7 protein-coding genes are annotated in these 11,943 nt (G+C 65.0%); 6 read left to right on the top strand and 1 reads right to left on the bottom strand.

Going from position 1 to position 11,943, the window contains the following annotated elements; genetic code table 11:
• The first annotated feature begins 18 nt into the window (after window positions 1-18).
• The 5 genes from HH110_RS14070 to HH110_RS14050 all read left to right on the top strand — a co-directional run bounded on the left by HH110_RS14070 (window position 19) and on the right by HH110_RS14050 (window position 3,137).
• Window positions 19-489, top strand: coding sequence for a YiiD C-terminal domain-containing protein (locus HH110_RS14070; RefSeq protein ID WP_176990236.1), 471 nt, complete (start codon window positions 19-21; stop codon window positions 487-489).
• Window positions 490-519: 30 nt separating this feature from the next.
• Window positions 520-954: a hypothetical protein gene (locus HH110_RS14065; protein ID WP_176990235.1), complete on the top strand. Its 435-nt coding sequence runs from the start codon at window positions 520-522 to the stop codon at window positions 952-954.
• A 78-nt stretch (window positions 955-1,032) separates the two neighbouring features.
• Window positions 1,033-1,470 (top strand): rhodanese-like domain-containing protein, encoded by a 438-nt coding sequence (locus HH110_RS14060; protein WP_176990234.1) that lies wholly within the window; start codon window positions 1,033-1,035, stop codon window positions 1,468-1,470.
• A gap of 105 nt (window positions 1,471-1,575) precedes the next feature.
• Window positions 1,576-2,091: a protein-export chaperone SecB gene (secB, locus tag HH110_RS14055; protein WP_019184891.1), complete on the top strand. Its 516-nt coding sequence runs from the start codon at window positions 1,576-1,578 to the stop codon at window positions 2,089-2,091.
• Window positions 2,092-2,111: 20 nt separating this feature from the next.
• Window positions 2,112-3,137 carry an NAD(P)H-dependent glycerol-3-phosphate dehydrogenase gene (locus HH110_RS14050; RefSeq protein ID WP_088434819.1) on the top strand — a complete coding sequence of 342 codons (1,026 nt, stop codon included), beginning with the start codon at window positions 2,112-2,114 and terminating at the stop codon, window positions 3,135-3,137.
• A gap of 205 nt (window positions 3,138-3,342) precedes the next feature.
• On the opposite strand, the gene HH110_RS14045 is transcribed toward HH110_RS14050, so the two are convergent.
• On the bottom strand, window positions 3,343-3,915 hold the full coding sequence (locus HH110_RS14045) for an Ax21 family protein (RefSeq protein ID WP_172407593.1): 573 nt from the start codon (window positions 3,913-3,915) through the stop codon (window positions 3,343-3,345).
• 445 nt (window positions 3,916-4,360) lie between these two features.
• Between HH110_RS14045 and HH110_RS14040 the strand changes: the two genes are divergently transcribed.
• Window positions 4,361-11,905, top strand: a complete 7,545-nt coding sequence (locus tag HH110_RS14040) for an ESPR-type extended signal peptide-containing protein (RefSeq protein ID WP_176990233.1) — start codon at window positions 4,361-4,363, stop codon at window positions 11,903-11,905.
• Window positions 11,906-11,943: the final 38 nt, after the last annotated feature.

The raw sequence follows: 11,943 nt of genomic DNA, 5'->3' as shown, positions 1-11,943 counted from the left end.
TGTGACGTGACCAGCCAGATGTCCGCAACCGATTCCCTGCCGGCGCAGCTGTCCGCGCTGCAGCATGTCCTGGATACCATGCCGCCGGTGGCGGCCATGCAGATCCGTGTCCACGACTATCGCGACGGCGTCCTGCACATCCATGCCCCGCTGGCCGCCAACGTCAACGACAAGGGCAACGCCTTCGGCGGCAGCCTGGCCTCGGCCCTGACCCTGTCCGGCTGGGCCCTGGTGACGCTGCGGCTGCGCCTGGCCGGGTTCGATGCGGATGTCTACGTGGCCGACAGCCACATCCGCTACCTCGCGCCGGTGTACGGCGATCTGCATGCGCAGGCCCAGGCCGATGCGGAAACCGACTGGGACAGCTTCCTGGCCACCTTCGCCCAACGCGGCAAGGCGCGCATCAGCCTCACCGCCCGCCAGCCGGGCGAGGGCGACAAGGCGGCCGCTGAACTGAGCGGCCGTTTCGTGGCCTTCGCCAGGCGGTAGGATGGGCGCCTTGCCTAGTGGGGAATTCGCATGCGCCGTACGCTTCAGATCCTGCTGATCGCCCTGTTCGCGCTGACCAGCGTGACCGCGCTGGCCGCCGAGCAGAAGACCACCAGGAAACAGCGCAAGGCGCTGGAGGAAACCCAGGTCAAGTACGACGCCACGATGCGCTGGGGCACCGTCGAGGATGCCTTGCCGTACCTGGATCCGGAATACGCCAAGGCCCACCCGATGACCGATCTGGAGCTGCGCCGCTTCGAGCAGGTCAAAATCTCCAGCTATCGCGCCAGCGACAACGTGCCCATGCCCGACGGTCGGGTCGGGCGCACGGCCGAGGTGCGGGTGATCAACAACAACACCCAGTCCGAGCGGACGGTGCGGGTGCGGGAGATCTGGCGCTGGGACGCCGAGGACAAGCGCTGGCTCCAGGCCAACGGCCTGCCGGACCTCTGGCAGGACCGCTGAGGCCCGCCCGCACGGGGCTGGACGCCGATTCGCCCGCATGTGCGACAATCGGCGCCCGCTTATCGACCCGTGATCTTAGTGAATTACGAAGAGTTGCTGGCCTTTGCCGGCCGAAACCCGATGTTGTCGATGGCCCTGGTCGGCCTGACCGTGGCCATCATCGTGACCGAAGTCCGCCGCCTGTTCCGTGGCTTCAAGTCGCTCAAGCCGGCTGAACTGACCCAGCTGATGAATGCCGGTGGCGCCATCGTGGTCGACCTGTCCTCGAGCAGCGATTTCGAGAAGGGCCACATCGCCGGCAGCCGCAACGTGCAGCCGGCCCAGTTCGGCCCGGAGCACAAGCTGGTGGCCAAGGCGCAGCAGAGCCCGGTGGTGCTGGTCTGCCGCAGCGGCAATGCCTCCGAGACCGCGGCCAAGGCACTCAAGAAGGCCGGTTTCACCCAGGTCAGCGTGCTCGACGGTGGCATCCCCGCCTGGCAGCAGGCCGAGCTGCCGCTGGTCAAGGGCCGCAACTGATTCCCCTCGGATTCCAGCGCACGCCTTGTGCGCGGCGCACAGCGCCCCCATCGCAGGGCATGTAACAATCCGTTTTTACAGCATTCATTTTTGGAGCAACAGGAAATGTCCGAAGAGAACACCAACGGCGCCGTCGCGCCGGTCGACGCCGCTACCGGTCCCTCGTTCACCGTCGAGAAGATCTACGTCAAGGACGTTTCGTTCGAATCGCCGAACGCTCCGGCCGTCTTCAATGACGCCGTGCAGCCGGAACTGCAGCTCAACCTGAACCAGCGCGTGCAGCGCCTGGGCGAGAGCGCCTTCGAAGTCGTGCTGGCCGTGACCCTGACCTGCAAGGCCGGCGAGAAGACCGCCTATGTGGCCGAAGTGCAGCAGGCCGGCGTGTTCGGCCTGGTCGGCCTGGACCCGCAGTCGATCGACGTGCTGCTCGGCACCCAGTGCCCGAACATCCTGTTCCCGTACGTGCGTTCGCTGGTGAGCGAGCTGATCCAGGCCGGCGGCTTCCCGCCGTTCTTCCTGCAGCCGATCAACTTCGAAGGCCTGTACGCCGAAACCCTGCGCCAGCGCCAGGAACAGGGCGAGACCTCGCTCGCCGATTCCGAGCCGGCCGGCAACGCCTGATCGGCGCTGCAGTCGTACGGATGAGCAACCACGCAGACAAAATCGCGGTTCTCGGCGCCGGCTCCTGGGGCACCGCCCTGGCGAGCCTGCTCGCGCGGCACGGTCACCCGACCGTGCTGTGGGGGCGCGATGCGGCGATGGTCGAGGCCATCGACCAGCGCCACGAGAACACCCGTTATCTGCCGGGCATTCCGTTGCCCGAGTCGCTGCGCGCGACCACCGACCTCGCCGCTGCCGTCAAGGACGCCGCCTGGGTCCTGGTGGTGGTGCCGTCGCATGCTTTCGGTGAAACCGTGCGTGCGCTGGCACCGCTGCGGCCGGCCGATGCCGGCGTGGCGTGGGCGACCAAGGGCTTCGAACCCGGCTCCGGTCGGTTCCTGCACGAAGTAGCACGTGAGGTCCTCGGGCCGGACGTGCCGCTGGCGGTGGTGACCGGCCCGTCGTTCGCCAAGGAAGTTACCCAGGGCCTGCCGACCGCGATCACCGTGCACGGTGACGCGCCGGACTTCGCCCAGCAGGTGGCCGATGCGATGCACGGCCCGGCGTTCCGCGCCTACACCGGCGATGACATGGTCGGTGCCGAGCTCGGCGGTGCGATGAAGAACGTACTGGCGGTAGCCACCGGCGTCGCCGACGGCATGCAGCTGGGCCTCAACGCCCGCGCCGGCCTGATCACGCGTGGGCTCAATGAAATGCTGCGGCTGGCCGCCGCGATCGGCGCCAAGCCGGAAACCCTGATGGGGTTGGCCGGCCTGGGCGATCTGGTGCTGACCTGCACCGGCGATCTCTCGCGCAACCGTCGGCTGGGTCTGGCCCTGGGCCGCGGGCAATCGTTGAACGATGCCGTGCGCGAGATCGGCCAGGTGGTGGAATCGGTGCAGACCGCCGATGAAGTGATGCGCCAGGCGCGGCGTCACGGCATCGACCTGCCCATCTCCGACCGGGTGCGCGCCGTGCTGCACGGTGAGCAGACCCCGGAAGAAGGATTGCGTGCGCTGTTGGCACGCGAACAGAAGCCGGAGTATCCGGACACGCTGTTCAAGTGACGCATGAAAAACCCCGGCAAGCGCCGGGGTTTTTTTTCAGCGCCAGAACGAAAAAACCCGGCACATGGCCGGGTTGTTTCGTGGCGTACCGACGAGGGTGTCGCCAGGTGCTGCATAAAAGAAGCCCGGCGTGAGCCGGGCTTCATGGCGCAGGGGAGAGAGACCGCGCCATCCAACAACGTACCGCGGTGTTGCGTATCGCGTATTACCAGGTGAAGCGCGGACCGACGAACCATTCCTTGTCGCCGCCCTTGGCCAGCTTCACTTCGCCGGCCAGGCCCCAGTTCTGGTTGAGCTTGGCCTGGGCGCCGACGCGGCCGTAGAACTCGCCGTCCGGGTTGATGCCGTGCTTCTTGCTGTAATCCTCGTAACCGGCCATCACGTAGCCTTCGAAGTTCGGGGTGAACGCGCTGCGCACGCCGACTTCGGTCGAGTAGCCGTTGAAGTCCAGGCCGTGCTTCGGATCGAACTTCTGGTAAGCAACGCGGGCGACCAGATCGGTGGTCGGGGCGATGCCGTAGTTGTAGCCGACACCGACCTTCCACTGGTCCACATCATTGCTGCCGCGCTTGGTTTCCTGCGCGTTGTAATCACCGAAGACGTGGAAGTTCGGCGCCACGGCGACCGAGCCCTTCACCGCCCAACCGTCAGCGTCGCCGCCCTTGGCATCGGTGTTCACGTAGCCGCCTTCAACATAGTTGTACGACAGGCCGTCGGTTGCCGAAGCAGCGAACGGCAGTGCAGCGAGCAGACCCAGGGCAAGCAGGGAAGTCTTCATCATCGGGGACACCTTTTTATTTTTTGGTTTTGTCCGCCAGCAGAGGGGAGGGGAAATCGCTGCTGGCGACAGGTGTGAATTATCCGTTAGTCACCCCAATTAGCCCTGAATATCAAACTGAGCAGTACATAAATACAAGGGTATTCGAAGGAACTTTGTCGACGGTATCTGTAGCCATCTCCCCATAGTTGGTGTCGATTACACAAACTGTGGGCGCAGCAGCCAGCACAAACTATGGGGGCAGGCCTGCTAGCCTCTCGTTGGGCAGCGCCGTCCCTTAACGGCAACATAACATCGGCTTCATAGCTTGCCTAAGACGCTTTTTTAAGAAACCGCTGATATCTCCCGGGGAGACAGGTGAGGAGGATGGAGCCATCCGGCAAGACCGGAACCAAGGCCCCTCCACTCTCACGCGCAGTTTTCCGCGCCGCTCCTGGGATACTCCATGAACTTTGTATACAAGTTGATCTTCAATATTTCGACGGGCACATGGGCAGTCGCCCACGAGCTCGCTGTTTCGCGCGGCAAGAAGAGCCGCACCCGGTTGGCGAAGGCCATGGCCGTTGCGCTGGCGCTGCCGGCGGGTGCTGCGATGGCGGCTGATTCTCCGGCGGCGCTGGAGTGTTCGGTGAATGAAGTGAGGTCCCACGATGGGAAGCTCTGCGAAGCGGTAAACGTACTGGAGACTCGCGCAACCAGCGTCGCTCCGCGCGGTGCCCTAGACGGCGGCAGTGCTACGGGTACTGGCAGCATTGCCATCGGCTCAGGGTCGATGGCGACCGGACTGAACTCAACCGCAGTGGCGACAGGCGCGAAAGCACAGGGTAGGTGGACGAGTGCTTACGGAATGGACTCTATCGCTGCTGGAGAGGGCTCAACCGCCGTCGGTACCGGGGCAACTGTTGAGGCCGAAGCGAAACTAGGAACCGCGCTTGGATACCTGGCGAAGGTAAAGGCCGGATCCTCGGTGGCGCTAGGTAGCGGCTCCATTGCGGAGTCAAGCGGAATCGTGTCAGTGGGCAATGCAAGCGTAAAGCGCAGAATTGTCAATGTTGACGCCGGTAGGACTGCCAATGACGCGGCCACGATTGGTCAGCTGTCTTCACTCATCGAGGGCCTGGGCGGTGGCGCTGCGATCGACGCAAAGACAGGTGTCGTCACCGGCCCCACTTACAAGGTCGACGGCAAGGATCAGAACCTCGGCGAAGCTATTGCCGGGTTGGGCAACAACGCTCAGGCGCTGAAGGACAAGCTGACCAGCAGCGGGCTTGTGGCCGAGGACGGCAAAGCCATCGCAGCGGTAACGTACGACCGGGATGTGAAAGGTGAAGCCAACTTTGGTTCAGTGACCATGGGCAACGGCACTGGTCCGGTGAAGCTGAAGAACGTGGCCGCCGGCAAGGCTGCAACCGATGCGGTGAATGTCAGCCAGCTGTCGCCGTTGGTGGCTGGCCTGGGCGGTGGCGCAGCCATTGATCCCACCACAGGCGCGGTCACCGGGCCGACCTATAAGGTAGACGGCAGGGAACAGAAGAACTTGGGCGATGCGCTGACCAGTCTCGACGCAGGCACCAGCGCGCTGAAGGAATCGCTTGCAAACAGTGGCCTGGTGGCAGCCGACGGCAAGGCAATTGCTGCTGTCAGCTACGATCGCGATATCAAAGGCGTGACCAACTATGGCTCGGTGACGCTGGGCAACGGCAAGGGTGCCGTCTCGCTAAAGAACGTGGCGGCGGGCACGGATGATACCGACGCCGTCAACATGACCCAGCTCAAGAACGCCATGGCCAACGCAACGCCGGCCGAAAGCGCCTTCCTGGCCGGTAAGGGCGGTGGCACGGCAGCCAAGGCGACCGGCTTCAACTCGGTGGCTCTGGGCATCAACTCGGTGGCCGACCAGGCAAACACCGTGTCGGTGGGCTCGACGGCGGGGAAGCGTCGCATCACGAACCTGGCATCGGCCCAGGAAGAAAGCGATGCCGCAACCTATGGCCAGCTCACGGCTCTGGTGGGTAACGCCAGTTCGAGCGCCCAGCGTGCACTGAAGGACGTCAACACGCGCCTGTCGGCACTGAGCGAGCAGACGGGCCGTGTCGGTTTGGATAGCCCGTTCCTGAAGATCGATGCCCCGGAAGGCTCCGATGCGGCGGTAGTTGATCTGAACAACTCCGCTGTGGCCATTGGTGCATCGACCAGCGCCATCGGCAGTATTGCCACGGCGATTGGTGGCGCCTCCTACGCGAAGGGTTCGCAGGCTGCGGCGATTGGCGGTGGCGCCTACGCCGAGGGTCAGGGCGCTCTGGCGATGGGCTCCGCCCGGGCCGAAGCCGACAATTCCACGGCGCTGGGTAACGGTGCGCGTGCCACCGGTGCCTACACGCTGGCCGTCGGCGCGAACGCGCGCTCGGCGGGCATGAATGGCGTTGCCCTGGGTAACAGCACCCGCGCGAACGCTGATAATGCAGTGGCCATCGGCACCTTGGCCAACATCGACGCCACGGCCACCAACTCCATGGCCTTTGGCCGCAACGCCAGCGTGGGCGCTGGCGCGACCAATGCGATGTCGCTTGGTAGCAACACGACCAATACCCGTGCCAACACGGTGTCGGTCGGCAGCCTGAAGAACGAGCGGCAGATCACGAATGTGGCGGCCGGTACCGCTGACACCGACGCCGTCAATTTCAGCCAGCTGAAGAGCTTCGTCGGTTCCAATGGTGGTGGTCCGCTGACGGTGTCGTACGCCGATGAAACGAAAGCCTCGCTTGCCTTGGCCGGCGAAAACGGCACGACGATCAGCAACGTGAAGGCTGGCGCCGTCTCGGCCACCAGCACCGAAGCGATCAACGGCGCGCAGCTGCAGGGCACGGCCTCTTCGGTTGCCTCCGCGCTGGGCGGCGGTTCGACGGTCAAGGCCGACGGCACCCTCGTGGCGCCGAGCTACACCGTGGGTGGCAATAGGCATGGCTCCGTCGGCAGCGCTCTGGGTGCCGTGGATACCTCCCTGACCGCTCTGGACGGCCGTACCAATGACCTGGCCAGCCAGATCAAGGGCAGCGGCCTGGTGGACGACAAGGGCAACGCCCTGGCCGCCGTGACCTACGACAAGAAGGCGGATGGTTCGGCTGACCGGGCCTCGGTGACGCTGGGCACGCCGGGCACCGCCGTGAAGCTCTCGAACGTGGCGGCCGGCAAGGTGACCGCCGTCAGCACCGACGCCATCAACGGCGCTCAGCTGCAGGGCACGGCTGCTTCCGTGGCAGCGGCCCTGGGTGGCGGCTCCACAGTCAAGGCCGACGGCACCCTCGTGGCGCCGAGCTACGCCGTGGGTGGCAACAAGCATGGCTCCGTCGGCAGCGCTCTTGGTGCGGTGGATACGTCGCTGACTGACCTGGATGGCCGCACCAATGAACTGGCCAGCCAGATCAGGGACACCGGGCTGGTGGACGACAAGGGCAACGCCTTGGCGGCGGTTACTTATGACCAGAAGGCGGACGGCTCCGCCGATCGTGCTTCGGTGACCCTTGGCACGCCGGGCACTGCGGTGAAGCTGTCGAACGTCGCCGCCGGCAAGGTAACCGCGGCCAGCACCGACGCCATCAATGGCGCGCAGCTGCAGGGTACGGCAGCCTCGGTTGCGGCCGCACTTGGCGGCGGCTCGACGGTGCAGGCAGACGGCACCCTTTCGGCGCCGAGCTACAACGTAGGTGGTAAGCCGCATGCCTCCATCGGTGGCGCATTGGACGCTCTGGACACATCGGTGACGGCGCTGGATGGCAGGACCAATGATCTCGCCGAGCAGCTTGCCGGCAGTGGATTGGTGGATGACAAGGGCCATGCCATCGCGGCAGTGACGTACGACCAGAAGAAGGACGGCTCGGCGGACTACGCGTCGGTGACGCTGGGCGATGCGGATACCGCCGTGAAGCTCTCGAACGTGGCCGCCGGCAAGGTGACCGCCGCGAGCAGGGATGCCATTAACGGTGCACAGCTGCAGGGGACGGCCACTTCGGTGGCGGCGGCCCTGGGCGGCGGCGCAGTGATGAAGGCTGACGGCACGCTGACCGCGCCGAGCTATACCGTGGGAAGCGGCAAGTACGGCGACGTCGGCGGCGCTTTCGGTGCGGTGAACAGCTCGCTGACCGATCTGGATGGCCGTGCCAAGTCCATGGCGGAGCAGCTCGCAGGTATGGGCGTGGTGGGCGAGGATGGCAAGAGCCTGGCTGCCGTCACCTATGACCAAAAGAAGGACGGTTCGCCTGACTATGCGTCCGTGACCCTGGGCTCAAAGGATGCGGTGAAGCTGTCGAATGTGGCCGCCGGTTCGGTAGCCGCCGGCAGCACCGAGGCCATCAACGGCGCTCAGCTTCAGGCCAACGCCGCGTCTGTTGCCGCATCGCTAGGTGGTGGCAGCCAGGTCAAGCCGGACGGCACTTTGGCCGCTCCGAGCTTCACCATCGGTGGCAACAAGCATGCCAGCGTGGGCGGCGCCCTCGGTGCGGTCGACACATCGCTGGCCGATCTGAAGGAAGTCACCAATGACCTGTCCGTCAAGTTCGAAGATGCCGGCCTGGTCAGCGAGGACGGCAATGCGCTGGCTGCCGTCACCTATGACCAGAAGAAGGACGGCACGGTCGATCGCACGTCGGTCACCCTGGGTGACGCGGGCACGGCAGTGAAGCTGAAGAACGTTGCTGCAGGTGCAGTGAATGCCGGCAGCAGCGAGGCCATCAATGGTGCGCAGCTGCAAGGCACCGCCGCTTCGGTGGCAGCAGCGCTGGGCGGCGGTTCCACCGTGAAGGCCGACGGCAGCATTGCGGCACCGAGCTACACCGTGGGTAGCACCAAGCACGGCGATGTGGGCAGCGCCTTCGGCGCGGTCAACACCTCGCTGTCTGACCTGGATGGCCGGGCCAAGCAGCTGGACGAAAAGTTGTCCGGCACGGGCTTGGTGGATGACAAGGGCAATGCGTTGGCCGCCGTTGTCTACGGCCAGAACAAGGACGGTTCGACCAACTATGGTTCGGTGACGCTGGGTAAGATCGCTGGCAGTGAACCGGTGCGCCTGAAGAACCTCGCCGCTGGCGTGGACAGCAGCGACGCGGTCAATGTCAGCCAGCTGACCGCTGCAACCGCCAATCCGTGGTTCAGTGGCAAGGGCGGCGGCACGGCGGCCAAGGCAAGTGCGTTCGGTTCGGTTGCCATCGGCATCAACTCGGTCGCCGACCAGAACAACACGGTGTCCGTTGGCAGTAATGACCAGAAACGTCGCATCACCAATGTTGCCGACGGCGAGGGCAACTACGACGCGGTCAACTACCGCCAGCTTGTGTCGATGGTGTCCGGCCAGAACACGCGGACCCAGAGCGCGCTCAAGGATGTGGACAGCCGCTTCGCCGCGTTGGATGTACGCGGCGTCGTGGACGATTCATTCATCAAGATCGATGCCCCGGAAGGCTCCGATGCGGCGGTAGTTGATCTGAACAACTCCGCTGTGGCCATTGGTGCATCGACCAGCGCCATCGGCAGTATTGCCACGGCGATTGGTGGCGCCTCCTACGCGAAGGGTTCGCAGGCTGCGGCGATTGGCGGTGGCGCCTACGCCGAGGGTCAGGGCGCTCTGGCGATGGGCTCCGCCCGGGCCGAAGCCGACAATTCCACGGCGCTGGGTAACGGTGCGCGTGCCACCGGTGCCTACACGCTGGCCATCGGCGCGAACGCGCGCTCGGGGGGCATGAATGGCGTTGCCCTGGGTAACAGCACCCGCGCGAACGCTGATAATGCAGTGGCCATCGGCACCTTGGCCAACATCGACGCCACGGCCACCAACTCCATGGCCTTTGGCCGCAACGCCAGCGTGGGTGCTGGCGCAACCAATGCGATGTCGCTGGGCAGCAACACGACCAATACCCGTGCCAACACGGTGTCAGTCGGCAGCTTGAACAACGAGCGGCAGATCACTAACGTGGCGGCCGGCACGGCCGAGACCGATGCTGTCAACTTCAGCCAGCTGAAGAAGTACGTGGGTGAGAACGGTGGCAGTGGTGGTGCAGCCAATCCGCTGGCTGTGGCCTACACCGATGCCGACAAGGGCACGGTCAGCCTGGCGGGTGCCGAGGGCACGATCCTCTCCAACGTCAAGGCGGGTAGCGCAGACACCGACGCGGCCAACGTCGGCCAGGTGAAGGGCGTTGCCGCCGCGATCGGCGGAGGCGCCTCCATTGCGGCAGACGGTTCCGTCACCGCGCCGAGCTTCACCATCGGTGGCGGCCGCTACAGCAACGTCGGCGACACTTTCGCTGCAGTGGACACCTCGCTGACCGACCTGGATGGGCGTGTCACGGGCAATAGCAGCAGCATGACCAACCTGACCAAGCAGTTCGAAGAACTGACGGCAGGCACCAGCGGCATGGTCACCTTCGATGCGGCATCCAACACCGTGAAGGTCGCTTCGGCCCAGGCAGGCACCACGGTCGACTTTGCCAACAGTGACAACGAAGCGCGCACGCTGACCAACGTTGCTGCAGGCAGCGCCGAAGGCGACGCGGTGAATGTTGCCCAGCTGAAGGGCACTGCACAGAGTGTGGCCGCAGCCATCGGTGGCGGTTCGGTCGTCAACGCGGACGGCACTGTCTCCCAGCCGAGCTACACGGTCGGTGGGACTACGGTGACCAACTTCGGCGATGCCATCACCAACATCGATGACCGCACGACCATCAACGCAACCGAGCTCACCACGCTGGGCACGACCATCAAGGAACTGTCCAACGGCACGTCCGGTCTGGTCACGGTTGATCAGGTCACCGGCAATGTGCAGGTCGCTGCAGCGCAGGGCGGTACCCTCGTCGACATGGAAGGTACCGACGGCAAGCGTCGTGTCAGCGGTGTTGCCAACGGCACGGAGGAGGACGACGTGGTGACGATTGCCCAGCTGCGTGCAGCCGGTGCGATCGATCCGGTCAGTGGCCAGACGTTGAGCGTGCTGACCTACGACGGTACCGATCTGTCGCGTGCCACCCTGGGCGGTAGCCAGGGAACCGTGCTGGCCAACGTCGCCAACGGGTTCATCGGCGCGGGCAGCATGGAAGCGATCAACGGTGGCCAGCTGTTCGACATGAATGCCGCTATCCAGGGCAGGATGGATGGGCTGGATGGCCGTGTCGGCACCATTGAGAAGGGCATTGCCGAGGGCTCGATTGGGAGTGGCAATGGTTCCGGCAACGGCAACGGCAACGGCAACGGCAACGGCAACGGCAATCCTGCCGGCGACGGTGCAGCCGAGGGCGGTTTGGTTGGTCCGGGTGCTGGCGAAGGTGCGCTGATTGTCGGCGGCGGTTCGGCCGGCGGTTCAGGTGCGGTGAGCGTCGGCGACGGCAGCAAGGCGGAGGGCGACAGCTCGATCGCCGTCGGCGGTGGCAGCTCGGCCGGCACCGGTTCCATCAGCGTCGGTGGTGGCAGCTCGGCCGGTGGCACTGGCGCGATCAGTGTCGGCGAGGGCAGCGCGGCCAGTGGTACAGGTTCGGTCGCCATCGGTGAGGGTGCGAAGGTGACGAACGACAACTCGGTTGCCATCGGCAGCGGATCCACCACCACCCGGGACAATGAAGTGTCGATGGGCTCGGCGGGTTCGGAACGTGTTGTCAGCAATGTCGCCGCGGGTATCCAGGGCACTGACGCAGTCAATCTGCAGCAGATGGATGACCGCTTCAAGGCCGAGCATGACTGGTCCAACAGCCGCTTCCAGTCGATGGACAAGCGCATTGACCGGATGGGTGCCATCAGTGCGGCCTACGCCGGTATGGCCATCAATACGGCCGGTCTGAGCGGCGACAACCGCTTGGGCGCCGGTATCGGGTCGCAGAACGGTCGCAGTGCATTGGCCGTCGGCTACCAGCGCATCCTCGGCGAGAAGAAGAACGTGTCGGTCTCGCTGGGCGGTGCTTTCAGTGGCAGCGACCAGAGCGTCTCGGCAGGTGCCGGCATCAGCTGGTAAGCGCAGAGAGCTTGCCGTTGTAGTGTAAAAAGAAGCCC

Origin of the sequence: Stenotrophomonas sp. SAM-B, from assembly GCF_013387485.1 — a bacterium.
Lineage (GTDB): Bacteria > Pseudomonadota > Gammaproteobacteria > Xanthomonadales > Xanthomonadaceae > Stenotrophomonas > Stenotrophomonas maltophilia_AA.
The sequence above is the reverse complement of the archived record's forward strand: the minus strand, read 5'-3'. Positions and strand labels throughout refer to the sequence as shown.

What these genes read in the sequence shown, in the direction of transcription:
- HH110_RS14070 (WP_176990236.1), top strand. Translation starts at nt 19, where the DNA reads ATGTCCGCAACCGATTCCCTGCCGGCGCAGCTGTCCGCGCTGCAGCAT.
- HH110_RS14065 (WP_176990235.1), top strand. Translation starts at nt 520, where the DNA reads ATGCGCCGTACGCTTCAGATCCTGCTGATCGCCCTGTTCGCGCTGACC.
- secB (WP_019184891.1), top strand. Translation starts at nt 1,576, where the DNA reads ATGTCCGAAGAGAACACCAACGGCGCCGTCGCGCCGGTCGACGCCGCT.
- HH110_RS14050 (WP_088434819.1), top strand. Translation starts at nt 2,112, where the DNA reads ATGAGCAACCACGCAGACAAAATCGCGGTTCTCGGCGCCGGCTCCTGG.
- HH110_RS14045 (WP_172407593.1), bottom strand. Translation starts at nt 3,915, where the DNA reads ATGAAGACTTCCCTGCTTGCCCTGGGTCTGCTCGCTGCACTGCCGTTC.
- HH110_RS14040 (WP_176990233.1), top strand. Translation starts at nt 4,361, where the DNA reads ATGAACTTTGTATACAAGTTGATCTTCAATATTTCGACGGGCACATGG.